Annotated in this window: 28 protein-coding genes; 5 read left to right on the forward strand and 23 right to left on the reverse strand. The window is 66.4% G+C overall.

Going from position 1 to position 26,530, the window contains the following annotated elements; all coding sequences use genetic code 11:
* Positions 1–23: 23 nt before the first annotated feature.
* From lgt to B133_RS0107485, 6 genes are all read right to left on the reverse strand, one after another.
* Entirely contained in the window at positions 24–1,697 is a 1,674-nt protein-coding gene (lgt, locus tag B133_RS0107460) for a prolipoprotein diacylglyceryl transferase (protein WP_018600120.1), read from the reverse strand.
* The gene (trpA, locus tag B133_RS0107465; RefSeq protein WP_018600121.1) at positions 1,694–2,482 is read right to left on the reverse strand and encodes a tryptophan synthase subunit alpha; all 789 of its coding nucleotides are present in this window, start codon (positions 2,480–2,482) and stop codon (positions 1,694–1,696) included. Before trpA ends, lgt begins: the two co-directional genes overlap by 4 nt.
* The gene (gene trpB, locus B133_RS0107470; RefSeq protein ID WP_018600122.1) at positions 2,479–3,744 is read right to left on the reverse strand and encodes a tryptophan synthase subunit beta; all 1,266 of its coding nucleotides are present in this window, start codon (positions 3,742–3,744) and stop codon (positions 2,479–2,481) included. The genes trpA and trpB overlap by 4 nt, the downstream gene beginning before the upstream one ends.
* Positions 3,745–3,780: 36 nt before the next feature.
* On the reverse strand, positions 3,781–4,599 hold the full coding sequence (gene trpC / locus B133_RS0107475; RefSeq protein WP_018600123.1) for an indole-3-glycerol phosphate synthase TrpC: 819 nt from the start codon (positions 4,597–4,599) through the stop codon (positions 3,781–3,783).
* A gap of 82 nt (positions 4,600–4,681) precedes the next feature.
* The gene (locus tag B133_RS0107480; RefSeq protein WP_018600124.1) at positions 4,682–5,299 is read right to left on the reverse strand and encodes a TIGR02234 family membrane protein; all 618 of its coding nucleotides are present in this window, start codon (positions 5,297–5,299) and stop codon (positions 4,682–4,684) included.
* A complete protein-coding gene (locus B133_RS0107485; RefSeq protein WP_018600125.1) occupies positions 5,296–6,813 on the reverse strand; it encodes an anthranilate synthase component I in 1,518 nt (505 codons plus the stop codon). The genes B133_RS0107480 and B133_RS0107485 overlap by 4 nt, the downstream gene beginning before the upstream one ends.
* A 52-nt stretch (positions 6,814–6,865) precedes the next feature.
* Here B133_RS0107485 and B133_RS0107490 point away from each other — a divergent pair, with 52 nt between their 5' ends.
* Positions 6,866–7,330, forward strand: coding sequence for a peroxiredoxin (locus tag B133_RS0107490; RefSeq protein ID WP_018600126.1), 465 nt, complete (start codon positions 6,866–6,868; stop codon positions 7,328–7,330).
* Here B133_RS0107490 and B133_RS0107495 read toward each other — a convergent pair.
* A complete protein-coding gene (locus B133_RS0107495) occupies positions 7,278–9,008 on the reverse strand; it encodes a 2-isopropylmalate synthase (RefSeq protein ID WP_157625805.1) in 1,731 nt (576 codons plus the stop codon). The genes B133_RS0107490 and B133_RS0107495 overlap by 53 nt on opposite strands.
* Before the next feature lie 163 nt (positions 9,009–9,171).
* Here B133_RS0107495 and B133_RS0107500 point away from each other — a divergent pair, with 163 nt between their 5' ends.
* Positions 9,172–9,852, forward strand: a complete 681-nt coding sequence (locus B133_RS0107500) for a FadR/GntR family transcriptional regulator (RefSeq protein WP_036418479.1) — start codon at positions 9,172–9,174, stop codon at positions 9,850–9,852.
* Positions 9,849–10,646: an ABC transporter ATP-binding protein gene (locus B133_RS0107505; RefSeq protein WP_018600129.1), complete on the forward strand. Its 798-nt coding sequence runs from the start codon at positions 9,849–9,851 to the stop codon at positions 10,644–10,646. Before B133_RS0107500 ends, B133_RS0107505 begins: the two co-directional genes overlap by 4 nt.
* On the opposite strand, the gene B133_RS0107510 is transcribed toward B133_RS0107505, so the two are convergent.
* The 4 genes from B133_RS0107510 to B133_RS0107525 form a co-directional block, all read right to left on the reverse strand.
* On the reverse strand, positions 10,643–11,635 hold the full coding sequence (locus B133_RS0107510) for a hypothetical protein (RefSeq protein WP_018600130.1): 993 nt from the start codon (positions 11,633–11,635) through the stop codon (positions 10,643–10,645). The genes B133_RS0107505 and B133_RS0107510 overlap by 4 nt on opposite strands.
* Entirely contained in the window at positions 11,625–13,265 is a 1,641-nt protein-coding gene (locus tag B133_RS0107515; protein ID WP_026256103.1) for an N-6 DNA methylase, read from the reverse strand. The genes B133_RS0107510 and B133_RS0107515 overlap by 11 nt, the downstream gene beginning before the upstream one ends.
* 64 nt (positions 13,266–13,329) lie before the next feature.
* Positions 13,330–13,500, reverse strand: coding sequence for a hypothetical protein (locus B133_RS24315; protein WP_157625807.1), 171 nt, complete (start codon positions 13,498–13,500; stop codon positions 13,330–13,332).
* Entirely contained in the window at positions 13,497–13,784 is a 288-nt protein-coding gene (locus tag B133_RS0107525; protein WP_157625809.1) for a hypothetical protein, read from the reverse strand. The genes B133_RS24315 and B133_RS0107525 overlap by 4 nt, the downstream gene beginning before the upstream one ends.
* A gap of 17 nt (positions 13,785–13,801) precedes the next feature.
* Here B133_RS0107525 and B133_RS0107530 point away from each other — a divergent pair, with 17 nt between their 5' ends.
* A complete protein-coding gene (locus tag B133_RS0107530) occupies positions 13,802–14,530 on the forward strand; it encodes an ABC transporter permease (RefSeq protein ID WP_018600134.1) in 729 nt (242 codons plus the stop codon).
* A 6-nt stretch (positions 14,531–14,536) separates the two neighbouring features.
* On the opposite strand, the gene hisI is transcribed toward B133_RS0107530, so the two are convergent.
* From hisI to B133_RS24320, 9 genes are all read right to left on the reverse strand, one after another.
* Complete coding sequence (hisI, locus tag B133_RS0107535) at positions 14,537–14,887, reverse strand: phosphoribosyl-AMP cyclohydrolase (protein ID WP_018600135.1); 351 nt, start codon at positions 14,885–14,887, stop codon at positions 14,537–14,539.
* Positions 14,884–15,663, reverse strand: coding sequence for an imidazole glycerol phosphate synthase subunit HisF (gene hisF / locus B133_RS0107540; protein ID WP_018600136.1), 780 nt, complete (start codon positions 15,661–15,663; stop codon positions 14,884–14,886). The genes hisI and hisF overlap by 4 nt, the downstream gene beginning before the upstream one ends.
* Positions 15,660–16,472 (reverse strand): inositol monophosphatase family protein, encoded by an 813-nt coding sequence (locus tag B133_RS0107545; RefSeq protein WP_018600137.1) that lies wholly within the window; start codon positions 16,470–16,472, stop codon positions 15,660–15,662. The genes hisF and B133_RS0107545 overlap by 4 nt, the downstream gene beginning before the upstream one ends.
* Positions 16,473–16,476: 4 nt before the next feature.
* The gene (priA, locus tag B133_RS0107550) at positions 16,477–17,211 is read right to left on the reverse strand and encodes a bifunctional 1-(5-phosphoribosyl)-5-((5-phosphoribosylamino)methylideneamino)imidazole-4-carboxamide isomerase/phosphoribosylanthranilate isomerase PriA (protein WP_018600138.1); all 735 of its coding nucleotides are present in this window, start codon (positions 17,209–17,211) and stop codon (positions 16,477–16,479) included.
* Complete coding sequence (hisH, locus tag B133_RS0107555; RefSeq protein ID WP_018600139.1) at positions 17,208–17,825, reverse strand: imidazole glycerol phosphate synthase subunit HisH; 618 nt, start codon at positions 17,823–17,825, stop codon at positions 17,208–17,210. Before hisH ends, priA begins: the two co-directional genes overlap by 4 nt.
* Complete coding sequence (gene hisB, locus B133_RS0107560) at positions 17,822–18,430, reverse strand: imidazoleglycerol-phosphate dehydratase HisB (protein ID WP_018600140.1); 609 nt, start codon at positions 18,428–18,430, stop codon at positions 17,822–17,824. The genes hisH and hisB overlap by 4 nt, the downstream gene beginning before the upstream one ends.
* Positions 18,427–19,554, reverse strand: a complete 1,128-nt coding sequence (locus B133_RS0107565; RefSeq protein ID WP_018600141.1) for a histidinol-phosphate transaminase — start codon at positions 19,552–19,554, stop codon at positions 18,427–18,429. The genes hisB and B133_RS0107565 overlap by 4 nt, the downstream gene beginning before the upstream one ends.
* Positions 19,555–19,617: 63 nt before the next feature.
* Positions 19,618–20,946, reverse strand: a complete 1,329-nt coding sequence (hisD, locus tag B133_RS0107570; protein ID WP_018600142.1) for a histidinol dehydrogenase — start codon at positions 20,944–20,946, stop codon at positions 19,618–19,620.
* 18 nt (positions 20,947–20,964) lie between these two features.
* Entirely contained in the window at positions 20,965–21,120 is a 156-nt protein-coding gene (locus B133_RS24320; protein ID WP_018600143.1) for a hypothetical protein, read from the reverse strand.
* 308 nt (positions 21,121–21,428) lie between these two features.
* Here B133_RS24320 and B133_RS0107580 point away from each other — a divergent pair, with 308 nt between their 5' ends.
* On the forward strand, positions 21,429–22,658 hold the full coding sequence (locus B133_RS0107580) for a DDE-type integrase/transposase/recombinase (RefSeq protein WP_018600144.1): 1,230 nt from the start codon (positions 21,429–21,431) through the stop codon (positions 22,656–22,658).
* A 331-nt stretch (positions 22,659–22,989) separates the two neighbouring features.
* Here B133_RS0107580 and nadC read toward each other — a convergent pair whose 3' ends face one another.
* Genes nadC through nadA form a run of 3 tightly spaced genes read right to left on the reverse strand, consistent with a single transcriptional unit; the run spans position 22,990 to position 26,488 of the window.
* A complete protein-coding gene (gene nadC, locus B133_RS0107585) occupies positions 22,990–23,847 on the reverse strand; it encodes a carboxylating nicotinate-nucleotide diphosphorylase (protein WP_026256104.1) in 858 nt (285 codons plus the stop codon).
* A complete protein-coding gene (locus tag B133_RS0107590; RefSeq protein ID WP_018600146.1) occupies positions 23,847–25,448 on the reverse strand; it encodes an L-aspartate oxidase in 1,602 nt (533 codons plus the stop codon). Before B133_RS0107590 ends, nadC begins: the two co-directional genes overlap by 1 nt.
* Positions 25,445–26,488 (reverse strand): quinolinate synthase NadA, encoded by a 1,044-nt coding sequence (nadA, locus tag B133_RS0107595; RefSeq protein WP_018600147.1) that lies wholly within the window; start codon positions 26,486–26,488, stop codon positions 25,445–25,447. Before nadA ends, B133_RS0107590 begins: the two co-directional genes overlap by 4 nt.
* Between the last annotated feature and the right edge of the window lie 42 nt (positions 26,489–26,530).

Below are 26,530 nucleotides of genomic sequence, written 5' to 3' on the forward strand. Positions count from 1 at the left end.
CCGCCATCATCTTCCGGCGTCGGTCAGCGCCGGCGTCGCCACCAACGACGGTGTTCGGGCGCTGATGCTGCCGGCGGGCTCGGGACAGCAGCGGCATCTTCTGACGCTTCGTCCTTGACCTCGGCTTCGGCCGGTTCGGCGGGCTCGTCTACTTCCGTCGGCTCCGAATCAGCCGAATCATCTTCTGCGACTTCCGATTCGGTACCCTCAGAGTCGGCTGTGTCCTCGTCCACCGACTGCTCGTCCGTCTCGGCCGCTTCGTCGACAGGCTCGGGCTCTTCGGCCGCGGGCTCGGACTCTGGCTGTTCAGTGTTGGCAGCAAGCTCGGCGGATTCGGCCTTTTCGCTTGCACTCTCGGCTGATTCGTCGGTCTCGGGTTCTTCAGTCGCTACCTCAGCGACCGAACCCTCTTCCGCGGTTGTATCCGCTTCAGTCTCGTCGTCTTCCGCCTCGGCCTCTTGCTCGCCCTGCTCGGTGACAGCGACGTCCTCGTCCTCGGCAACCACCGCATCTTCGGCTTCGAGCTCTTCGCTTGCAGCCTCCGGTGATTCCTCTTCAGGCTCGGCGCCTTCCGCAGCGTCTTCGGCGGGTGCGTCTTCGGCGGTATCAGTTTGCGGGACGATCGCCTTCAATTCGACCGCGGCGGCGGCATCGGCCCCGTCGTCCTCCGTCACCGCATCCGGATGCATGTCCTCGGAATGTTCATCGGAGACATCGTCGACAGTGTCGGAATCCCCGGCAGCCTTCGCGGCAGCCACCACACCCGTTGTGGCGGCCACACCGATCACTTCTTTGCCGAACTCGTCGATCACCGTTTCGGCGGTGTCGCCACGCCGGTGACCTGACAGCGTGGCTGGGTCCTCACGACCCTTCGGCGCCAACATGATGTAGACGACGGCGCCGATGAACACGAACGTGGAGGTGAAGGTGTTGATGCGGATACCCGCCAGGTGCGTGGCGGCGTCGCTGCGCATCAGCTCGACCCAGAATCGACCCACGCAGTACCCGGCGACATAGAGTGCGAACAACCGGCCGTGGCCGATCCGAAAACGGCGGTCCGCCCAGATCAGCAGCGCGAAAATCAGCAGGTTCCACAGCAGCTCGTAGAGGAAGGTGGGATGCACAACGGCCAGCACCGTGCCGTTGGAGACACCGTTGAGTTGATCGGGCAGGCCCGCGGCATTGCGCCGGTCGTAGATCTCCAGGCCCCACGGCAGCGTGGTGGCGCGGCCGTAAAGCTCCTGGTTGAAGTAGTTGCCGAACCGGCCGATCGCCTGGGCGAGCACGATTCCTGGTGCGATCGCGTCGGCGAACGCGGGCAACGGAATTCCGCGCCGGCGACACGCGATCCAGGCACCGACACCACCGAGCGCGACGGCACCCCAGATGCCGAGGCCGCCTTCCCAAACCTGGAAGGCTGCGGCCAGGCCTTTACCCTCGGGACCGAAGTAGGTACGCCAGTCCGTCATCACGTGGTACAGCCGGCCCCCGACCAGACCGAAGGGGACAGCCCACAGCGCGATGTCGTAGATGACACCCGGCTCACCGCCGCGCGCCGCCCACCGTCGGTCCCCGATGACAAGCGCGGCGACGATGCCGCCGATAATGCAGAGGGCATACGCGCGGATCGGTACCGGACCCAGATGCCAGACGCCCTGAGATGGGCTGGGCAGGTACGCGAGGACAGCTGTGGTCAAGCCGAGACCCTTTGCCGAACACCGGTGGCCAGTTCTTCGGTGAGTGTGCGCACGGCGTCGAGCCCGTTGCCTAGTGCCGAGACCAGTGCCGAGCCGACGATCACACCGTCCGCGAAAGACCCGATCTCCGCCGCCTGCCGGCCCGACCGCACGCCGAGGCCGACACCGACCGGGATATCGGAGACCTCGCGGACCCGGCTCACCAATTCGGGCGCGGCGCTGGAAACGGCGTCGCGGGCGCCGGTGACACCCATAGTCGAGGCGGCGTAGACGAACCCTCGGGACGCTTGCACGGTGGCGACCAGCCGCTGCGGGGTCGACGACGGCGCGACGAGGAAGATGCGATCCAGCTGGTGGGCATCGGAGGCCGCCAGCCAGTCGTCAGCCTCCTCCGGAATGAGGTCGGGGGTGATCAGACCGTAGCCGCCCGCTGCGGCCAGATCACGCGCGAACGTGTCAACTCCCTTGCGCAGCACAGGGTTCCAGTAGGTCATCACGACCGCCCGGCCGCCGGCATTGCTGATCGCCTCCACGGCGGCCAGGGTGTCGCGGACCCTGACTCCACCGGCCAGCGCGGTTTCGGTCGCGGCAGCGATGGTGGGGCCGTCCATCCCGGGATCCGAATACGGCACACCCACTTCGACCAAATCACAACCGGATTCGACCAGTGCGGTCATCGCTGCGATCGACGTCGGCACATCGGGAAATCCGGTTGGCAGGTAGCCGATAAGGGCCGCCCGTCCTTCTGCTCGGCACCCGTTGAACAGTTCCGCCAACCGGCTCATCGGGCGCCTCCCTCGTCGAGCAGGCCGAACCACTTGGCTGCTGTCTCCACATCCTTGTCACCACGGCCGGAGACATTGACCAGGATGATCGCCCCCGTGCCGAGTTCGTTCCCGAGTTTCAGCGCGCCCGCCACCGCGTGTGCCGACTCGATGGCGGGGATGATGCCCTCGGTCCGACACAACAACGAGAACGCATCCATCGCCTCGGTGTCGGTTATCGGCCGGTAATCGGCCCGCCCGATGTCCTTCAGAAACGCATGCTCCGGTCCGACACCCGGGTAGTCCAGACCAGCTGAGATGGAATGTGACTCGATGGTCTGACCATCCTCATCCTGCAGCAGGTAAGAGAACGAACCCTGGAACGCCCCCGGCGAACCGCCCGAGAAGGTCGCGGCGTGCCGCCCGGTTTCCACACCGTCGCCGGCCGCCTCGAAACCGACTAGTTTCACGCCGGGATCGTCGATGAACGCGTGGAAGATACCGATCGCGTTCGACCCGCCACCGACGCATGCGGTCACGGCGTCGGGCAGCCGTCCGGCCTGGTCCTGGATCTGCGCACGCGCCTCCAACCCGACGACGCGCTGGAAATCGCGCACCATGAGCGGGAACGGATGCGGGCCCGCAGCGGTCCCGAAGCAGTAGTACGTCTCGTCGGCATTGGTGACCCAATCCCGGAACGCCTCGTTGATAGCGTCCTTGAGCGTCTTCGACCCGGCCTCCACGGAGACCACCGTGGCGCCCAGCAGGCGCATCCGCGCGACGTTGAGGGACTGCCGCTGCGTGTCGACGGCGCCCATGTAGATCACGCACTCGAGGCCGAGAAGGGCGCACGCGGTGGCGGTCGCGACACCATGCTGGCCGGCACCGGTCTCGGCGATCACCCGGGTCTTGCCCATCTGACGGGCCAGCAACGCCTGCCCGAGGACATTGTTGATTTTGTGAGAACCGGTGTGGTTCAAGTCTTCCCGCTTGAGAAAGAGGCGGGCCCCACCGGCATGCTCGGAGAGCCGGGTGGCCTCGTAGAGCGGTGACGGCCGACCGGTGTAGTGCCGCTGCAGCCGGTCGAGCTCGTCGAGGAACGACTGCTCGCCGCGGGCCTTCTCGTAGGCCGCGGTCACTTCTTCGATCACCGCCATCAAGGCTTCCGGAACGAGTCGGCCACCGTAAGAACCGAAATGGCCGCGCGCGTCGGGATCATGGACAGTGGGTTCGGCCACGGCTGCGCTGGACCGCGGCAGCTCGGGACCGGCGATATCCGCCATCAGTGTGCCTCTTCGTGCCAGCGGCTCATTGACGATTCAACGAGCCGGTTTCGGGCAGGACGGGTGTGTCCCGGCGGTGACCAGATCGGCTACCGCACTTCGGGGGTCACCACTGGTGACCAGCCCTTCGCCTACGAGGACCGCATCTGCGCCCGCGCCGGCATACGCCAACAGGTCGGCCGTTCCGCGGACGCCGGACTCGGCGACCCGAATGACGTTGCTGGGCAACCCCGGTGCAATTCGTCCGAAGCAATCGCGGTCAACCTCGAGGGTCTTGAGGTCCCGTGCGTTGACCCCGATCACGCTGGCGCCGGCCTGCAACGCACGGTCGGCCTCCTCTTCGGTGTGCACCTCGACCAGAGCCGTCATTCCCAGAGACTCGGTGCGCTCCAACAGCGATTCCAGTATCGACTGTTCGAGCGCGGCGACGATGAGCAGCAGCATGTCGGCGCCGTGCGCGCGGGCTTCGTGAATTTGGTACGGCTTGACGATGAAGTCCTTGCGCAGCACGGGAATTGAGACCGCGGCGCGCACCGTGTCCAGATCGGCCAACGATCCGTTGAACCGGCGCTCCTCGGTCAACACGCTGATCACCCGGGCGCCGCCGTCCTCGTAGGCCCGGGCCAGCTGCGCCGGGTCGGCGATGTTGGCGAGCGCCCCGCGCGACGGGCTGGCCCGCTTCACCTCGGCGATGACGCCGATACCGGGCTCGCGCAACGCCGCCATCACGTCCAGCGGTGCGGGTGCATCCAGGGCGCGCGCCTTGATTTCGTCAAGACTTACGACGGCCTCGCGAGCGGCAACGTCGGCGCGGACTCCCTCGATGATGGAGTCGAGCACAGTGGCCGAACTCATCGCCGTCGATTCCTTTCCGGTACGCCCGGGACGATCCCGGTGGACCTCACTCGAAGGGTAGCCGCCGCCGTACCTTCTGCTGTCACCGACCCTTGTTGTCCGGATCGGTGTGCTCGCCCTTCTGCTCACCTGTCGGATCGTGTCCTTCGTCGAGCGCATCCCAGATCATTCGTTCCGACATCGAGGCGTCGCCCTCGTCGCTGTGTGCGGCGGCTCGACGGGCACTTGGCGCCGCATAGCGAGAGGCCACCGCGCGCGCCCCGGTCGCCGACCTCATGAGCAGTATCGCCGCGGCGAGCGAAGCCACCGCGGCGGCCAGCGTCAACATGGCTCCGCCGTAGTACTGCTGGGTACCGGTCAGTTGCGCCACCGGCACCAACGCCAGGTCCGCGGCGCGCACAGCGATGTCCTTGGCAACCCACAGGCTGATGCCCAGGTAGCCCATCCCGGCGCTGGCGACGGCGACGAGCAGCGCCAAGAGTCGCAGCAGCCAGCCCCGCAAGGCCAGCACGGCGACCGCGGCCGCCAACACCAGTAAGGCGAGCGGTATCAGCGCCGTGGACCACATGGCACCCGTCAGCACCGTGTTCTTGGGCTGCCCCAATCCGTCGAATGACGACACCTGCACCCAGGACATCCGCGACGCGCCCCACAGGGCCGCCGCGGCGGCCACGAGCAATACCTGTGCGATCCGCATCATGGTTCGGTGAGCGTGTCGGCGGCAGCAATCGCGTTGAGTACCGCTTTGGCCTTGTTCGCCGACTCGTTGTATTCGTAGGGACCATTGGAATCGGCAACGACTCCCCCGCCGGCCTGCACATAGGCGGTGCCGTTGCGCATCAGGGCCGTGCGGATGGCGATGGCGAAGTCAGCGTTGCCGGCGAAGTCGAGATACCCCAGCACACCACCGTAGAGGCCGCGTCGGGTCTTCTCGACTTCCTCGATCAGCTCCATGGCCCGCACTTTGGGGGCGCCGGAAAGGGTGCCCGCCGGGAAGCAGGCAGTCACCGCATCGAGTGCGGTTTTCCCGTCGGCGAGCTCGCCGGTCACGGTGGACACCAGGTGCATGACGTGGCTGTAGCGCTCGATGTGGCTGTAGTCCTCCACCCGCACGGTGCCGGGGCGGCACACCCGGCCCAGATCGTTACGCCCGAGATCGACCAGCATCAGGTGCTCAGCGCGTTCCTTGTCGTCGGCCAGCAACTCCTTCTCCAGAAGGAGGTCTTCCTCGTCGGTGGCCCCACGCCACCGGGTTCCGGCGATGGGGTGGGTGGTGGCGCGCCCGTCGGTGACCGTAACCAGCGCCTCGGGACTGGAACCCACGATTGAGAAGTCCAGTCCGCCTTCGGCATCAGGGACGTTGAGCAGATACATGTACGGGCTGGGGTTGGTGACCCGCAGCAGTCGATACACATCAAGAGGATCCGCACTGGTCGTCATTTCGAACCGCTGCGAGGGCACCACCTGAAACGCTTCGCCGGCTTCGATATCACCCACCAACTTCTCCACGATCGCCGAGTACTCCTCGAGCGTGCGCTGCGCCCGGTGCTGCGGTGCGGGGCGGCTGAACGTCGCCACCGCCGACGCCAACGGTTGCCCGAGCGCTGCCGTCATCACGTCCAGTCGCGCGACCGCATCGTCGTAGGCCCAGTCGACGCGGTCATCGGTGGCGTTCCAGTTGACCGCGTTCGCGATCAGCGTGATGGTTCCCTCGTGGTGGTCGACCGCGGCGATGTCGGTGGCCAGCAACAGCAGCATGTCGGGCAGGCCCAGATCGTCGACGGCGAGTTCCGGCAGCCGCTCCAGGCGCCGGACCATGTCGTAGGCGAAGAAGCCGACCAGTCCCGAAGACAGGGGCGGCAGTCCGGGCATCGCCGCGGTGGCCAGCAGATCGAGCGTCGTGCGGACCGCGTCGAGCGGATCGCCCCCGCTCGGGGCGTCCTGCGGCGTCGTCCCCAGCCACACCGCCTGGTCGTCGCGAACGGTCAGCGCTGACGGCGCACCTGCGCCGATGAACGACCAACGCGACCAGGAGCGGCCGTTCTCGGCCGATTCCAGCAGGAACGTTCCGGGCCGGTTGGCGGCCAGCTTGCGGTACGCCGACAGTGGCGTCTCGCTGTCCGCCAATACCTTGCGGGTCACCGGGACCACGCGGTGTTCGGCGGCTAGCGCCCGGAAGTCCTCACGCGATGTGGTGGAAGCAAGCGTGTGCACGCAGATGATCCTCCCAGACTGACCGCACACGCTCGGCGTAGCGTGGACGCCCATGACACCTCTTAGGCCGGGTGACATTGTTGCGGAGTTCGAGCTCCCTGACCAGACCGGCACGGTGCGAATCCTGACGAGTTTGCTGGCCAACGGTCCGGTGGTGCTGTTCTTCTATCCCGCTGCGATGACACCCGGCTGCACCAAGGAGGCCAGCCACTTCCGCGATCTGGCCGGTGAGTTCGCCGCCCTCGGTGCGTCCCGGGTCGGCATCAGCACCGACCCGGTCGTCAAACAAGCCAAGTTCGCCGACATTCAGCGCTTCGATTTCCCGTTGCTGTCCGACGCAGACGGAAAGGTGGCAAGCCACTTCGGTGTCAAACGCGGCCTGCTCGGCAAGCTGATGCCGGTCAGGAGGACCACGTTCGTCATCGACACCGACCGTGCGGTCCTCGACGTGATCTCCAGTGAGATCAACATGGACGCCCACGCCGACAAGGCACTGGAGGTGCTGAGGGCGCGTTGACTGCGCGCAGCACGGCTGTCATCGATGCGGCGAGCACCGAGTCGCTGCGCCCGCACGCCCAACCTGTCACACCGCCCCTGCGGTACTCCAGATAGCTGACCGCCGCCCGGCCGACAGACTGCTGCGTGAGGCTCAGCACCTCGACGTCGCGGCCGACGGCACTCAGCGCCGCTGTCAGCGCATCCAGTGGGCCGATCCCGTGATGTGTGCTGGTCCGGGTCTGCCCGTCGACGACGAGGGTGATCTCGGTAGTTTCGTCATGGCCGGTGTGCCAGTCCTTCAGTTCGACCGGGCCGCCGGGTTGCAGATAGGCCGCATCGAACAGTTCGAACAGTTCGGCGGCGGTGATCTCCGCACCGTGGGCGTCGGTGTGTGACTGAACGCGGCGGGCGAAGTCGATCTGCAAGCGGCGGGGCAGGTCCAGCCCGTACTCGGTGAGCAGCAGGTAGGCGATGCCACCTTTCCCCGACTGCGAGTTGACCCGGATCACCGCGTCGTAAGTGCGTCCGATGTCGGCCGGATCGATTGGCAGATACGGTACCCGCCAATCGATTTCACGCTCGGAGCGACCTTCGAGTGCGGCCCTGGCGCGATGTTCGGCCAACCCCTTCTTGATGGCGTCCTGGTGGGTACCCGAGAACGCGGTGTGCACCAGGTCACCGACGTACGGATGTCGTTCGGGGATCGGCATACGCGTGCAGTACGCGACGGTGCGGGCGATTTCGTCGATATCGGAGAAGTCGATCATCGGGTCGACGCCCTGAGCATGCAGATTCAGGGCCAGAGTCGCGATGTCGACATTGCCGGTGCGTTCCCCGTTGCCGAAGACACAGCCCTCGACGCGTTGCGCGCCGGCCAGGACCACGAGCTCGGCACAAGCGATGCCGGTGCCCCGGTCGTTGTGCGGATGCACCGACAGGATGACGCTGTCGCGGCGGGACAGGTTGCGGTGCACGTACTCGATCTGATCGGCGTACACGTTGGGCGTGGCCACCTCGACCGTCGCGGGCAGGTTCAGGATCACCGGCCGCTGCGGCGTGGCCCGCCACAGCTCGGTCACCGCGTCGCACAGCTGAAGGACGTAGTCAGGTTCGGTGAGGTTGAACACTTCCGGGCTGAACTCGAACCGGACGTTTGGCAGGTCACCGGCGAACTCGAGGACGTCCCGGGCACCCGAGAGGATCAGCTCACGCAATTCGGTGCGGTCCTTGCCCAGCACGGTGTTGCGCCACACCGGTGCCGTGGCCGTGTACATGTGGATGACGACCTCGTTGCGCAGGCCCCGCACCGAGTCCACGGTGCGCTCGATGAGGTCACGGCGGGCCGGCGTGAACACCACGATCCCAACATCGGGCGGGGCGATCTCGGATTCGGCCAGCAGCCGGACGAAGTCGAAATCGGTCTGCGACGCCGACGGGTAGCCGACTTCGATCTCCTTGTAGCCCATGGCCACCAGCAGCTCGAAGAAGCGGCGCTTGCGGGTCGGGTCCATCGGCTCGGCCAGCGCCTGGTTGCCGTCGCGCAGGTCCACCGGAACCCACAGGGGCGCCGCGCTGAACCTGGCGTCGGGCCAATGTCGTTGTGTGAGTGGGACGTCCACGCGGTCGAAGACGGATGCGTAGCGATAGGACGGCATTCCTGAGGGCGCCTGCCGATTCCAGGTTGGGGTTTGGATCATGCCGGGTGCTTTCTGCTCGGTCGGTTATGGGTCGACCGGCGCAACGACAGCCCCGCGGCAGGGGGCCGGTCGTTCAGGCCCTGCCGAGGCAGCTAAGGAGAAGCAGGCGCTTCATGATGGCTAGAATATACACAACTCCTCAGACAAGCAGAGAGGTTCCCGATTGACTTCCCAAGTCCGCCAGGTGACACGGCACCCGCTGGCTGCGCAGACGGCGCAGTTGCTGCTGATGCGGATCCGCGACGGTGAGTGGCCACTCGGTCACCGGCTCCCCGGGGAGACCACGCTGGCCGCACAACTCGGGGTGGGCCGCTCCACGCTGCGTGAAGCCATCCGCGAGCTAGCCGGCAAAGGCGTGCTGGACAGCCGGCAGGGCGCCGGGGTGTTCGTCACCGCACTGGACGTCACCGAGGACTGGGACACCGTGCTGCGCAGCGCGAACATTGCCTCGGTGATCGAAGCCCGCATCGCCATCGAGGCCGAGGGCGCCGCACTGGCCGCAACTCGCCGCACCCCGGCCGACCTACGCACGATCCGGCGCACCCTGGCTGCCCGCGGTGTGCAGGGCCAGTCGGTGCCCGAGCACGTCGACGCCGACATGGCATTTCACCGCGCGGTGATCGCCGCAGCGCACAACGACGTGCTGACCCAGTTGTTCGACGCGTTCCTGCCGCGGCTGCGGCTGGCGATGATCGACATGCTCAGGATCCGCCCGATCGCGTCCGAGCCGCACGACCACGCGCTACATCAGCAGCTTGCCGATGCCATCATCGCCCGCGACCCTGCGGCCGCGGCAGCCTCCAGCAGAACCCACCTGAGCGCACTGAAGGAATCCTTTTCATGACACCGGTTTTGGAAATCAGCGATGTCACATTCCGTCGCGACGGCAAGCAGATCATCGACGGGATCTCCCTGACGGTGCAGTCCGGGGAGCACTGGGCCCTGCTGGGACCGAACGGCGCCGGCAAGAGTACCCTGCTGGGATTCTGTGCGGCCGTGACGTTTCCGACCACGGGCACGGTCCGGGTGCTGGGCGGGCAGATGGGTCGGACCGACCTCGCGGTGCTGCGGCGATCCATCGGCCACGTGAACCCGCGGCACCGGCTGCAGTATCCGCTGACCGTGCGCGACGTCGTGCTCACGGGGATCACCGCCACCATCGACACCGCGGCCCGCTGGAGGCCCAGCCCTGAACAGGTGGCCCGCGCCCGGGAGCTCATCGACACCGTCGGGCTGACGGCGCGGGCCGACGCGACATGGCCGACGCTGTCGCAGGGTGAGCGGGGCCGCACACTGATCGCCCGTGCCCTGATCTCCGATCCTCGGCTGCTGCTTCTCGACGAGCCGACCACGGGCCTGGATGTCGCTGCTCGCGAACAGCTATTGGAAACCCTTGACACCCTGGATGATTCGCATCCGGACATGGCGTCGATCCTGGTGACACATCACTTGGAGGAGCTGCCGACGTCGACGACACACGCACTGCTGATCGCGCACGGGCGGACCGTCGCGAGTGGCCCGGCCCGGGAGACGGTGACCACCGATCACGTGACAACGGCGTTCGCCCATCCGGTCGAGGTTGGGTTCCACGACGGCCGCTGGACCGCACGAGCCAAAGCCGGACCCCGGATCCGCTAACCCGCAGGTGCCTCCCGGCGACGGCGGCGGGCTTCGCGGTGCCTGGTCACCGGCGTCGTATCGACGACACGTGTGACCATGGCGGCCAGAAAGCGTGACGGCTGCAGCTCGGGTGGCACCGTATCGTGGCGAATCGCTATGTCGGGAAGCGCCGCCAACGCCTCGTCCACCGCGGCGGTCTCGACATCAACGATCTCGAAAAGCGCGTCAGGCTCGGCCTTTTCGATGCTGTCCACCTCGTCGTCCTCGACCGGCGCCGCGGCGTCGTAGTCGATCATCACCAGCGCTACAGCATGGTAGGCATCGTCCTCGGTGCCGAGTTTGCCGAGCAGGTCGATCAGCCATTCGGCCTTGTCCGGCTCCGTGTTGAGAATGGTCGAACGCAGGCCGTAGACGAACCCGAGCGCGGCCATCGGGTGGCGCAGCCGCAAGTTCTTGGCGTCGCCGTAACTCTCCTCGACCCGGTTGGCGGCGTTCTTACCGAAGCTGGAATCCATCCGCTTGGTGCTGATGAGCAGTTCCGGACCGGTATCCCAGTCCGACATCACCACGTCGACCTGCTTCATGTAGTGCTTGCCGAGGATGCTGGCGCTGGATCCGGCGACGCCCTTCATAGACCGGCGAAGCCGATTTTCGATGAGTTGGCGTTCCTTGAGCGGCAGCGCCTCGAGCAGGTTGGCGATGGCGCTGGGCATGATCCTCGGCTCGCTGGGCCGCGGCCACACAGCATCAGGGTCGAACCCGGCCCGCCGCAGTTCGTACGCCAGCCACACATCCAGGGCCAGCGCCGGCACACCCGTGGTCGACGGCGCGTCGAGGTGAAGCGGGACACCCAGCAGCCTGCGCAGCACCCGGAAGTCGGGCCGGTAGACGAGTCCGTCTCCGCAGCGCACCCAGGGATTGGTGTGCTCACCACCGGGCGCGGCGTCGGCGACGATCCGGTCGAAGATGGCCCACGCGGTGGCTTTCGTCGACGGTTCAGCGGGCACGCCGCGACCTTACCGCCCGGCGGGTGGCCAACGAATACCGCGCTGCGCGAATGGATTCCAGGTCGGTCAGACCGAGTGCATCGTCGACCAGATGTACGGCGTCGAGCAACTGACCGTTGCTCAGCAGGGTCGCTGTCCGACGCCGCACAGCACGCAGATGCGGTGTGCGCGCGGCTATCAGCTCAGGCGCCGGCACCAACCAGCGATCCGCTTCGCGTGGTTCGATTTTGAGTATTCCGCCGCCGTAGGAGCGGCCGGTCATCTCGGCGTGCAACAGCGTCACCGAGTTCAGCGTCGCCAACGGCAACAGGTCACGCCCGAGCGCGGCCAAACCGTCCCGCAGATACACCCCGTGCACCGAGTTGAGGTGATGGGCCTTGGCCCGGTTGGTCACCAACCGCGGGGTGTCGGCGTTCATGCACGTCAACAAAAGGTCGGCGGGCGCCACGAGCGGCACCAGGTACCAGGGCTTCCGCACCCGGCACTTGTAGGCCAGGTGCACCCCGGCAGCGTGACCAGCGTCGAGGTAGCGCTGGGCAGCCGCCGACAATCGGCCCGCAGGCCGGAACAATTGAGTGGACTTGCCCTGCTCCCCCAGCTGAACAAGCTGATCAGCGGCGAGCGTGAGGCCACGGAGATGGGCACTGCCCGGCGGGGACAACGGCAGCAGATCGCTGCGGTGAAGCCCCAATTCCCCGACCCGCTGCGGGGACAGCGCGAAGAAGGCGTTGTTGCCGGTCACCATGCCCAGCGTGGTATCTCCCCACAACTCCAGGTACGCGAACCGCCCCGCAGTGTGTAACGCGTGCAGCGCATCGACGGGTGCGTTGCCGATCAGCCCGCTGACCCATTTATCGGCCGGGTCGCGCGGCGACCAGTTGCGTTGCACCAGTTCCGATGTCAGCGATGCGGCATTGTGCGCACGGTGAATGACGGCATGGCCGGACGGTCCCTGATCGAATCCGTCGGCCAGCAATAGCACGATGTCGGCCTCGGCCTCGGGGAACACCTGCTCGTCGAACATCACCAGCTCGACATGGGCGAACCGGTCGAAGAGAAACCTGCGTACGGCAGCCGCGTAGTTGACGCTCAGCAGCTCCGCGGGCAGCACCAGAGCCATCCGGCCGCCGGGGCGCAAGAACAGCGCGGAGTGCACGGTGAAGGCCGCCCAACTGGAGGCCAGCCCCGACAGCGCCACGCCGGCCTGCAGGGCGGCCCGGCGGGACTGGGCCCGCACGGGCCCGCGGAAATCCTGGTATCGGATATAGGGCGGATTGCCGATCACGGCGGTGTACTCCGGCCGCGGGGTGATACCGAAGAAATCGGCGGTGCGGATGTGTGCCGTGCCTCCGGCGTCGGCCACTCGACGCCGTGCTGCGGCAGCGCTGGCGGGATGGATCTCGACGCCATCGACCTGCGGGGCCGCACTTCCGAGGTCCTGCAGCCGGTGGGTGGCCGCGATCAGGAATGCCGCGTCGCCGGCCGAGGGCTCGAAGATCCGTTCTTCAGCGCAACGCACGGCCCACCGGGTGAGGTACCGGGTGATCTCGGCAGGTGTGAAGAATGCCCCACGCGCCTTACGTGCCGTGGCGGAATCGCCGTCGGCGTGGGCTGCGGTGTCGGTCACCACGTCATTGTTATCGAAGCCACCGACAAGCCGACGCACCGCAACGCCGGGATGCGTTCATGCCCTGCTAGATGCGCCGGTTGGCCCAGCCATCGTCGTTGTGCGCCAGTAGCCGCAATTCACGCTCCCAAGCGTTTGCACGCATCCGGTCTAGCAACCGCCGGACAAGATAGGCGATCAGCACGCTCAACGCCACTGCACCGAGCCACACACCGGCCGACTGCACAAATGCACTCAACCCGGCATCGGCCCTACTTCTAGGGGCAGCAACGACCTTGCCCTGATTGTCCGTTCGGCGATCGCACGCACCTGTGCGGCGTAGACATCGGCGCCCGACTGTGCGGCGGTCGGGACAACGAGAAGCGCAGTAGCCAGAACCGTCAGCACGGCAATCGCTTCCACCCGATCGGTCATGCGGGCCAGAGGATTACGTGCCAGCCCACGAAACACCCACAATCGGCCGAGTCCATCGGTGTCACCCTCCGCTGAATCGACCACCATGGCGCTCGATGCGCGCGTCACAGTGATGAGATGCTCGTATGCCGTATGCGACTTTGCTGCTTGGCGCCGCAGTCCTGCTCGCCATCACCTCGGCGGTGATGTGGTGGGCCAAGATCGAACATGCGGCCGCACCCTGGTGGGCGGTCACCCGCGCGCTCGGGCAGTTGGCGCTGATCAGTCTCGCGCTGCGCGGAATTTTGGCTCACCCTGCACTCGTGGCGCTGGCATTGGCGGTGATGGTCAGCGTGGCGGCGTGGACGGCGGCCCGCAGGCTGCGGGATCTGCATGGCGGCCCGATCGCGGTGGTGATGTCGACGGTGGCGGCGAGTGCACTGACCATCGGCGTGGCGTTCGGACTGCACATGCTGGCGCTGGAGAGCCGGTTCGTGATCGCGCTGGGCGGCATCGTCATCGGTTCGACGATGACCGCGACCACCTTGGCGGGTCGTAATTTTCAGCGGATGTCGGTGAAGTCGCGGGCCGAAATCGAAGGCTGGCTGTCTATCGGCGCGACGCCGAGCCAATCGGTGGTGCACATCGGCCGAGCTGCGGCCGGGGACGCCGTGCGCCCGGTCCTCGACCAGACCAGGACGACGGGGCTCGTCACACTCCCCGGTGCATTCGTGGGTGCGCTGATGGCGGGTGCTCTGCCGTTGGAAGCCGCACGGTTTCAGGTAGTGGTGCTGGTGTGTCTGATCACCGCCCAGACCGTTGCGGCCACCCTGCTCGTACGCATCCTGGGCCGATCACCCGTCCTCGCGGTCTGAGGCTGGCTAGCCCTCGGGCGGTAGCAGCAGATCGGCGTCGAAGCAGGTGTGATCGCCGGTGTGGCAGGCTCCGCCGACCTGGTCGACCTCCAGCAACACCGTGTCACCGTCGCAGTCCAGCCGCACCGAATGCACGCGCTGGGTGTGCCCGGAGGTGGCGCCCTTGATCCACTGCTCGCCTCGCGAACGCGAAAAATATGTCGCCTCACGGGTTTCCAGCGTGCGGGCCAATGCGTCGTCATCCATCCAGGCGACCATTAGCACGTCACCAGTGCCACGCTCCTGCACCACAGCGGCGAACAGACCGTCGGCGTTGCGCTTGAGCCGCGCGGCGATAGCCACATCGAGTCCACTCATCGCACAGTGATCCCTGCGGCCGCCATTGCCGCCTTGACCTCGGCGATGGTCAGCTCCCGGAAGTGAAAAACGCTCGCGGCCAGGACGGCATCGGCGCCTGCGACAACGGCCGGCGGGAAATGTTCCGCCGCGCCGGCGCCGCCGCTGGCGATCACGGGCACGGTGACCGCCGCACGCACAGCGCGCAGCATGTCCAGGTCGAAACCCGCTTTGGTGCCATCGCGGTCCATCGAATTCAGCAGGATCTCGCCGACACCGAGTTCGGCGCCACGGGTGGCCCACTCGATGGCGTCGATACCGGTGCCACGCCGCCCGCCGTGCGTCGTGACTTCCCAGCCCGACGGGGTGGGAGCCGCACCGGCCGGAACAGTGCGGGCATCGACACTGAGCACGATGCACTGCGAGCCGAATTGCCGGGCCAACTCGGCGAGGAGTTCGGGCCGAGCGATCGCGGCCGTGTTGACCGAAACCTTGTCCGCGCCGGCCCGCAGCAGCATGTCGACGTCTTCGACGGACCGCACGCCACCGCCGACCGTCAGCGGGATGAACACCTGCTCGGCGGTGCGCTTGACCACCTCCAGCATGGTGCTCCGGCCGGACGACGACGCCGTCACATCCAGGAAGGTCAGCTCGTCGGCACCCTCGGCGTCGTAGGCCGCAGCCAGTTCGACGGGATCCCCGGCGTCGCGGAGGTTTGCGAAGTTGACGCCTTTTACGACGCGACCGTCGTCGACGTCCAGGCACGGAATGACCCGGGTAGCAACGTCACTGGTCACAGGTAATCCTCCGGGTTGCCTGCAGATTTCACGATGTCCAGTATGCGGTCGTGCACACCGGGTGCCGCGGCCAGCGCCGATTTGGACTCGGCAGTCCATGGCTCACCGGCAAGATCGGTCACGACACCGCCGGCCGCGCGGACGAGTGCCACGCCGGCCGCGTGATCCCAGATGTGATGCCCGAAACTGATGGCGGCGCTCAGGATTCCGGCAGCCACATACGCCAGATCGATGCCGGTGGCGCCATGCATCCGCACACGCGAGCACTCACGGCTCAGATTCGCCAGCACCTGGGCCCGGTACCGCCCCGGGAACCGCCCTCGCGAGTCGATGTTGAACGACTGAATTCCCACGATGGAGTCGGCCAGTGTCGGAGAGCCGAGCGGAGGAAGCGCTTCGGCGTTGTCGTATACCGGTCCACCGGCGAGCGCCGAGTAACGCTGTCCCATGAAGGGCAGCCAGGTCAGGCCCGCGATCGGTTCGCCATTTGCCAACAGCCCCAGCAGAATTGCGGCCATCGGCGAACCCGCCGCGTAGTTGAAGGTGCCGTCGATCGGGTCGAGCACCCACACCAGGTCGGAATCGATCGGTTCACCGCCGAACTCCTCACCGTGTACCCCGATCCCGGTCGCTTCGGCCAACGCCCTGACCACCTGTCGCTCGATGGCCAGGTCGACCTCGGTGGCGAAGTCATTGCCCTGCTTACGGACCGCGGAATCGGCCCGGTGCCCGGCAATGAACGGAGCCGATGCCTCGTCGAGAATCTCGGCCGCAGTGGCGAGCAGCGCGGCCAGCCGGTTGGGGTCCACCGGCTCAGCCGCTGACCGCGGCCAGAGCCTCGGGCAGGGTGAATCGTCCGGCGTACAGTGCCTTTCCGACGATCGCGCCCTCGACACCACGCTCAGTCAGGGTGGCGATGGCCCGCAGATCGTCGAGGCTGGACACACCACCGGAGGCGATGACCGGCACCCCGCTGCGCTCAGCTACCGCGCCGAGCAGCTCCAGATTGGGCCCGGTCAGTGTGCCGTCCTTGGTGACGTCGGTGACCACGTAACGCGAACATCCCTCACGCTCGAGGCGTTGCAGCACGTCCCAGAGGTCGCCGCCGTCAGTTTCCCACCCTCGCCCTCGGAGCCGATGCGCACCGTCCACGATCTGCACATCCAGACCGACGGCCACCTTGTCGCCGTACTCAGCGATAGCCGCCGCGCACCACTGTGGATTCTCCAGCGCCGCGGTACCGATGTTGACTCGGGCGCAGCCGGTGTCCAGGGCGGCCTTCAGCGATTCGTCGTCACGGATGCCGCCGGAAAGTTCCACGTCGACATCCAGCTTGCCGACGACCTCGGCGAGCAACTCCCGATTACTCCCCCGGCCGAACGCCGCGTCGAGATCCACCAGATGGATCCACTGCGCGCCGTCCCGCTGCCAGGCCAGCGCGGCATCGAGCGCCGAGCCGTAGTCGGTCTCGCTGCCCGCCTTGCCCTGAACCAGCCGCACCGCCTTGCCCTCGACCACGTCGACGGCCGGCAATAAAATCAAAGTCACAGTCCCTCAACCCAATTCGCGAGCAGCGTCGCACCAGCGTCACCGCTCTTCTCCGGATGAAATTGTGTGGCCGCCAATGGCCCGTCCTCGACCGCCGCGATGAACCGAACATGGTGCGTCGCCCACGTGACCAGCGCGTCAGGATTGCCTGACCACTCCTGTGCGGCGTAGGAGTGCACGAAGTAGAACCGAGTGTCGGCGTCCAGCCCCCGGAACAGCCTACTTCCGGCGGCAGCCTCGACGACATTCCAGCCCATGTGCGGGATGACCGGCGCGTCGAGGCGGGTGACCGCACCGGGCCACTGACCACACCCGACGGACTCCACGCCGAACTCGACACCGCGAGCGAACATGATCTGCATGCCGACGCAGACCCCGAGCACTGGGTGGCCGTGCTGTAAACGATCCGCGATGATCTTCTCCCCGCCGATCGCCCGCAGTCCCTGCATGCACGCTTCGTAGGCGCCGACACCTGGCACCACCAGACCATCGGCGGCCGCCGCGGCACCCGGGTCTGCGGTCACCTCGACATCGGCGCCGACCCGCTGCAAGGCCCGTTGCGCCGAGCGCAGATTTCCCGAACCGTAGTCGAGAACAATGACTTTCTTCGTCACAAAGTGCCCTTTGTGGACGGCACCCCGGTGACACGTGAGTCGTATTCGACCGCTTGGCGCAGCGCCCGCGCGACGGCCTTGTACTCGGCTTCGGTGATGTGGTGTGGATCGCGACCATAGATGGTGCGCACGTGCAGGGCGATGCGGGCGTTGAACGCCAGCGACTCGAACACATGCCGGTTGATCACTGTGTGATACGGCGTGCTGGACCCGGCGATGGTGAACTCGACCATGTAGTCCGGCTCGCCGGTGTGCACGAAATAGGGACGGCCCGAGACGTCGACAGCGGCGTGCGCCAGCGTCTCGTCCATCGGGATGAACGCGTCACCGAATCGCCGGATGCCGGTCTTGTCGCCGAGCGCCTGACCGAGGGCCTGACCGAGCACGATCGCGGTGTCCTCCACGGTGTGGTGACCCTCGATCTCGATGTCTCCCTTGGCCTTCACCGTCAGGTCGAAGCTGGCGTGGGTGCCCAACGAGGTCAGCATGTGGTCGAAAAACGGTACCCCGGTGTCGATGTCGACCACACCGGTGCCATCGAGATCGATCTCGACGACGATCTCGGATTCCCTCGTCTTCCGTTCGACTTTCGCGCGACGGGTCACGATGCTCCTACCGTGCTGTTGAGTTCGGTCTTGGCAAGTTCCGCACTGGCGACCAAGAATGCGTTGTTCTCGTCGGCCAGGCCAATCGTGGTGCGCAGATATCCCGGGATGCCGACATCGCGGATCAGCACGCCGGCGTCGAGGTAGCGCTGCCACGTTGCGGGCGCATCAGCGAATTCTCCGAACAACACGAAGTTGGCATCACTGGGTATCACGCGGTAACCCAGGTGCGCCAGCTCAGCCGTCACTCGATCACGTTCTGCGGCAAGAGTTGCCACACTGCCCAAGGTATCGTCGGCGTGACGCAGCGCCGCTCGGGCTGCGGCTTGGGTCAGCACGGACAGATGGTAGGGCAACCGCACCAGCAACAGTGCATCGACCACTGCGGGCGCGGCCGCCAGATATCCCAGCCGACCGCCCGCGAACGCGAAGGCCTTACTCATCGTGCGGCTGACTACGAGCTTGGTCGGGTACTCGGCCAGCAGCGCGACAGCACTGGGCTGCGACGAGAACTCGCCGTAGGCCTCATCGAGGACCAACATCCCGCCAGGCATCGCATCCAACAGACGACGCAGATCCTCTAGCGGGACACTCTGTCCCGACGGGTTGTTCGGGCTCGTGACGAACACGACGTCGGGTCTGCGGTCCTCGATGGCTGCGACTGCCGCCTCGACATCCAGGCTAAAGTCATCCGCACGGGTCGCCCGCAACCATTCCGTCTGGGTGCCGTCCGAAATGATGGGGTGCATCGAATATGACGGCACAAATCCTATCGCGCTGCGGCCCGGTCCGCCGAACGCCTGCAGCAATTGCTGCAGGATCTCATTGGAACCATTTGCCGCCCAAAGATTTTCGGTGGTGAGCGGGACGCCGGTGGCCGACGTCAGGTAAGCGGCCAGATCAGCGCGCAGAGCCACCGCATCACGATCGGGATACCGGTGCAGTTCAGCTGCGGCATCGCGGACAGAGGCCGTGACGTCCTCTATGAGTGCCGGCGTCGGCGGATGCGGGTTCTCATTGGTGTTGAGCCGCACCGGAACCTGCAACTGAGGCGCCCCGTAGGGCGACTTACCCCGCAGATTGTCTCGCAGCGGCAGATCCGCCAGGGTCACGTCACGCATCATCAGTGCTCTCTGTTCTTCGCGCAAGCGCTCATCAGTACCCTCTGTTCTTCGCGCAAGCGCTCATCACCGCTCGAACCTCCGTCGTACCGCCTCACCGTGCGCGGGTAGATCTTCCGCCTTCGACAGCGTGATCACATGCCCGGAAACATCTTTCAGCGCGGCTTCGTCGTACTCCACCACGTGGATGCCACGCAGGAAGGTCTGCACCGACAGCCCGCTGGAGTGTCGAGCACAGCCCGCGGTGGGCAGCACGTGGTTGGACCCTGCGCAGTAGTCACCGAGGCTCACCGGCGACCAAGCGCCGACGAAGATCGCCCCGGCAGACCGGATCCGGTCTGCGACCCCTGCGGCGTCGACGGTCTGGATCTCCAGATGTTCGGCCGCATAGGCATTGACGGTGCGGATACCGGCGGGGATGTCGTCGACGAGCACGATGGCAGACTGCTGCCCGGACAGGGCCGCGGTCACGCGCTCGACATGCACTGTGGTGGCCAGCTGGGCGGTCAATTCACGGTCGGTGGCATCAGCCAGCGCGACACTGTCGGTGACCAGCACACTGGCGGCCATCTCGTCGTGTTCGGCCTGGCTGATCAGATCGGCGGCCACGTGCACCGGGTCGGCGGTGTGGTCGGCCAGGATGGCGATCTCAGTAGGCCCGGCTTCGGCGTCGATACCCACCTGCGACCGGCAGATCCGTTTGGCGGCGGTGACATAGATGTTGCCGGGCCCGGTGATCATGTCCACGGGTGCCAACTCGGCTCCATCGGTGTCGGTGCCGCCGTAGGCGAGCAGCGCAACGGCCTGAGCCCCGCCGACCGCCCACACTTCTTCCACACCGAGCAATGCCGCGGCAGCCAGGATGGTCGGATGCGGGAGCCCGCCGAACTGAGCCTGCGGGGGGCTCGCGATCACCAGGGAGTCCACCCCCGCGGTCTGCGCGGGCACCACGTTCATCACCACGCTGGACGGATAGACCGCGTTACCGCCCGGAACATAGAGGCCGACCCGCTCGACGGGCACCCAGCGTTCGGTGACGGTCGCGCCCGGCGCCAGGGTCGTGGTGGTGTCGGTGCGGCGCTGATCAGCGTGCACCGTGCGGGCGCGCTCGATCGACACCTCCAGCGCGGCCCGCACGTCCGGGGCCAACTCGGACAGCGCCTGCGCCAGCATTACGGCCGGGACACGCACGGTCGCGGGCCGGACTCCGTCGAACGATTCCCCGTACTCCAAGGCCGCCGCCGCACCTCTCTCGGCGATTGCGTCGACGATCGGGCGGACTCTGGGCACCACTGCGTCCACGTCGACGCCACCGCGCGGCAGGGCAGCGCGCAATTGCGCGGCGCTCATCTCGCGGTTACGCAGGTCGATACGGGACATCTGAAACTCGGCCATCTTTTCAATTGTCCCTGATCAGTCCAGTTGAATAAAAATCCGGGCAGCCGCACGTCGGCAGTGCCCTACGAAACCATCGTCACCAGCCACCGCAAAGCCAATACGCTCGCGGTGCTGCTCGCCCACGACGAGACGCAGGGGCTTGGTGTTCAGGCCGAGTTCGCCGGCGGTCATCAGTCCCAGCTGTCACAGCTGCAACGGCAGTCACGACTCTCAGATCATGGTGGTACTGCCCGCCTGTTAACGACAAAGTCGCTGAGATCGCCCCGCCAACCACATCAGCATCATCACTCTCACCCCAGCCGGTGTCGTCTTGCCACATATGTCCCGTAAACCCCACGGACCCCGGTGATCACGTGCCGCGTTGACTCCGCGTTGACTCATCAAAAATGTCCGTTTCGTTGATTCGTTGCCTCATGTGACAGTGCCCGGTTGCGGCGTGTCGTTGCGGTGGTGGGGTGGGGGTGGGTTAGCGCCGGGGGATGGGGTTGACGTTGACGGAGCGCACGGCGGTGACCAGGGCGATCGCGGTGCGGTATGTGCAGGCGAGTCGGGACGAGAAGTCCCGGATTCTCGATGAGTTGTGTGCCACGACGGGCTGGCATCGCGATCATGCCCGCAAGGCGTTGCGGGGTGCGCTGCGGCCGCGGGTGGTGCGGGCGCGGCGGCCCCGGCCCCCGACCTATGGCCCGGAAGTCATTGAGGCCCNGGTGTTGTGCTGGAAGGTGGTGGGGATGCCGGCCGGTAAGCGGTTGGCGGAGGTCTTGGGTGAGTTGGTGGTGGTACTGCGCCGGTGCGGGGAGTTGGTCATCGACGATGCCACGGCAGGGTTGTTGGCGGGGATGTCGGCGGCCACCATTGATCGTCGACTGGCTCCGGAACGGAAGAAACACCAGCTTAAGGGTCGTTGCCGGACGAAACCGGGCACGTTGCTCAAGAGTCAGATCCCGGTGCGCACTTGGGCGGCGTGGGACGATGCGGTGCCGGGGTTCGTCGAGATCGANCTGGTCAGCCATGACGGTGGGGTGGTCACCGGGGTGCATGCCTACACGTTGACGGTCACCGACATCGCCACCGGTTGGACCGAGACCCGCAGCGTGTTGGGCAAAGGCGAGAAACGGGTGATGGTCGCGTTGAGTGAGATCGCGGCGGGGATGCCGTTCCCGATCCGGGGGGTGGATTCGGACAATGGGTCGGAGTTCATCAACTTCACCCTGTTGGAGTGGTGCCGAACGCGGCATATCACCTTCACTCGGTCGCGGGTGGGCAACAAGAACGATGGTTGTCACGTCGAGCAGAAGAACTGGACCACGGTGCGGGTCCTGGTGGGCTATCACCGCTACGACACGGCCGCAGAGGTGGTGTTACTCAACAAGATCTGGGTATTGCAGTCGTTGTTGGGCAACTATTTCTCCCCGCAGCAGAAACTCAAGTCGAAGGTCCGTCGGGGTTCCAAGGTGACCAAGAGGTATCACAAGGCCGCCACCCCGTACCGTCGGGCCCAGGCCCATGCGGTGGTCACCGCCGAGGAGGTCAAACACCTGGCCGAGATCTACGCCGGGCTCAATCCCGCCGCCCTGCAACGTCACATTCAAGCGTTGTGCGCTGAGCTGCTCACGGTGACCACCAGCAAAGCCGGTCCCCGACCGATCGCCCGCCTGGGGCGGGCACCGGTGGCTGAGGCAACGAATATTTCCACCCCCAACGCCTGAACCCGGACACCACCAATTGAGGCAACGATCACCGCCGGGCATTGTCCAATTGAGGCAACGAATCCCCCCGCGGGCATATTGACATGAGGCAACAGGGTGCCCGGGCTGCGAGCGACAAAGTCGCTGATAGTCGGGCAAACCCAAATCTGGGACTGCCGCGGCTGGCGGTACTGCCGTGGCCAGTGGGATTGACGGGTTGGGTCAGCAGTGAATGGTGGTACTCATGAGGCGTTTTCCGCGACTTTGTCGCTAACAGCCGGGCAGCACCACTATGGTTTCGGGGCCGTGACGGTTGTGACACATGTGGCTCGGCCCTGAATCCGCGCCGAACTCAGATGTCCAATCCCAGGTCGAGCACCCGCACCGAGTGCGTGAGCGCACCCACTGCGAGATAGTCGACGCCGGTGCCGGCGTACTCCGCAGCGGTATCCAGCGTGAGGCCACCCGAGGATTCGAGCTTTGTCATCGACGACCGGGAGTCCCGTCGCTGCACGGCGATCTGGGTCTGCCAAACCGGGAAGTTATCCAGAAGAACCAGTTCCGCCCCGGCCGAGAGCACATCGTCGAGTTGCTCGAGGGAATCCACCTCGACCTCGCAGGGCAGCTCGGGCGCTGCGGCACGCACGGCCTGCAATGCGGCCAGCACCGACCCGGCCGCCGCCACATGATTGTCCTTGATCAACGCGGCGTCACCCAACCCCATCCGGTGGTTGACCCCGCCGCCGACGCGTACCGCATATTTCTGCAGCGCACGCAGGCCGGGCAGCGTCTTGCGGGTGTCGCGGATCTTGGCGTTCGTGCCGGCCACCGCATCTACCCAGGCGGCGGTCGCGGTGGCGATACCGGACAGGTGGCACACCAGGTTCAGCATCGTGCGCTCGGCGGTGAGCAGCAGTCGGGTCGGGGCCTCGACGGTCAGCACGGACGACTGGGCGTCCAGCCGGGCTCCATCGTCGACACGGTGGATCACCCGGTATCCGTCGGGCCCGATCACTTCGTCGAGTACCAGCACGGCGATGTCGACACCGGCGATGACCCCCGCCTCCCTGTTGACCACCGACGCGGTGGTCAACGACGACGCCGGCACGGTCGCCTGGGTGGTGACGTCGGGGCCGTAGCGCAGATCCTCCCGCAGCGCACCAGCGATCGTGGCCCTGGCCTCGATGAGTTCGGATTCCGAAAGTGCCATCAGCACACCGTTGTCGGTGTCGCGACGATGATGCCGTCGGCGCCGTGTCGAATGCTCAACGGATGCTCCTGAATCCGGTCGGATTCAGGGAAGTCGGCACGATGGTGGCAGCCTCGCGACTCGGTACGGGCGAGTGCCGAGGCAGCCACCGCCCGCGCCGCCATGGTGAGCGTCGCATCTTCAAAACTTCTGCGGCTCAGAGCTTCCCGTTGATGCGCTGTAGCCAGCACTTCGCCGAGGCTACCCAGCCCAGCGGCGTCGCGGACCACGGACGCATGCGTGGACATCGCGTGCTGGAGCAGGTCGCGGTCGACGATGTCGAGGCGACGGTCCCGCGGGGCCTGCGCGCGGACCGACCCGACTTGTGCCGCATGGTCGGCCGCGACACGTCCGGCGCGGCCTCCCACCACGAGCCCCTCGAGCAGACTGTTGGAGGCCAGCCGGTTGGCGCCGTGCATACCGGTGCGGGCCACTTCGCCGGCAGCGAACAAGCCGGGCAGTTCGGTGCGGCCGTGCACGTCGGTGGCCACGCCGCCACAACTGTAGTGCGCACCGGGCACCACCGGGATCGGCTCACGGGTCGGGTCGATTCCGGCCGCGGCGCACGATGCCGTGACAGTCGGAAACCTACGCCGGAAATCGTTGATGCTGCGAGCGTCGAGATATACGCACGGGTCACCGGTGGCGGTCAGACGGGTGTCGATGGCAGCTGCCACCACATCGCGGGGCGCCAGATCGCCCATCGGATGGACCCCGTCGGTCACCGAACGACCTTGTGAATCAACGAGAACAGCGCCTTCGCCACGGATCGCCTCAGTTACCAGCGGCAGCGAGCCGCCGGCGCGACCGGCGAACAGCATGGTCGGGTGGAACTGGACGAATTCGATGTCGGCCACCGCCACCCCGGCCCACAGTGCCAGGGCGATGCCGTCGCCTGTCGAACCCTCGGGATTGGTCGTGGCCGAATACAGATGCCCAAGACCGCCAGTGGCCAGGATCACCGACGGCGCGTGCAGGATGCCGATGCCGTCCTGGTTGTGCACGAGAACGCCTGTGACCACGGAACCGTCGTGAAGAACCTGCAGTGCAACGTGGTGACGCCGGATGTCCAGGCTGGTCGCCGCGACGTCGAGGGCGCGTTGCACTTCCGCGCCCGTGGCGTCACCGCCGGCGTGGATGATGCGGTACCGGGTATGCCCACCCTCGCGGGTCAGTGCCCATCGGCCGGGAGTGGTCTCGTCGAACCGCGCGCCATCGCCGACCAGGTCAGCCACGGCGCGGTAGCCGTCGGCGACGATCGAACGCACCGCGTCGTGATCGCACAAGCCACCCCCGGCGGCCAAGGTGTCGGCGACGTGCGCCTCGATCGAATCGTCGTTGCCGGGCATCACGACGGCTATGCCACCCTGGGCATAGCCGGTCGCGGTCTCACCGCTCTTGCTGAGCACCACGACCCGTCGGCCTCGTCGGTGCGCGGCGAGCGCCGCCACCAAGCCCGCAACCCCGGTGCCGATCACCACGACATCGGCGCGCTGTTGCCACAGCGTCGCCGTACCGCAGGCGAACTGGCGGCCGGCGACGCGAGCTGACAACGCGCTCACTCGCCGCCGCCGGGTTGGCCGATGGAAATCATCCGTTGCACACTGGCGCGGCCCAGCCGGGCGGTTTCGGGATCGACGTGCACCTCGTCGGCCCCGTCGATCAGGCACCTCAGCAGGGCGGCGGGCGTGATCATCTTCATGAACCGGCAGGACGCCCGATCGTTGACCGCCAGAAAGTCGATGTCCGGTGCGGCCCGACGTAACTGGTGCAGCATGCCGATCTCGGTGGCCACCAACACCTGGTGCGCCTGGGTTTCCCGCGCCGCGTCCAGCATGCCGCCGGTGGACAGGATCTTCACCCGTTCCTCGGGCACCGCACCTTCACCGGCGAGGTACAACGCCGAAGTGGCACAACCGCATTCGGGGTGCACGAACAGTTCGGCATCCGGATGCGAGCGCGCCTGGTCGGCAAGTTCGTCGCCGTTGATGCCGGCGTGTACGTGGCATTCACCGGCCCAGATGTGCATGTTGGTACGGCCGGTGACGCGCCGGACGTGCGCTCCGAGGAACTGGTCGGGGCAGAACAGCACTTCGCGGTCCGCGGGAATGGAAGCGACCACGTCGACAGCATTCGCGGACGTGCAGCAGATGTCGGTGAGCGCCTTCACCGCTGCGGTCGTGTTGACATACGACACGACGACGGCGTCGGGATACTCGTCCTTCCATGCCCGCAGTTGCTCGACGGTGATCGAATCAGCCAACGAACAGCCTGCACGCTGATCGGGAATCAGCACAGTCTTGGCCGGGCTGAGGATCTTGGCGGTCTCGGCCATGAAATGCACGCCGCAGAACACGATGGTGTCCTCGGGAGCATCGGCGGCGATGCGGGACAGCGCCAACGAGTCACCGACATGGTCGGCGACGTCCTGAATCTCAGGCAGCTGGTAGTTGTGCGCCAACAGCGTCGCGCCACGCTGATCGACGAGCCGACGAATCTCGGCGGCCCAGCGCTCGTCACCAACCACGCCGGCATAGCCATCGGGACCGGCCACGATCATGTCGGCCAACTCCCCCGCAGTCGTGCCATCGAGAACCGTCACGGCGGCCTCCTCAAATCCAATTCAGGTTTTCGACTTATAATC

Origin of the sequence: Mycobacterium sp. 155 (assembly GCF_000373905.1) — a bacterium.
Classification (GTDB): domain Bacteria; phylum Actinomycetota; class Actinomycetes; order Mycobacteriales; family Mycobacteriaceae; genus Mycobacterium.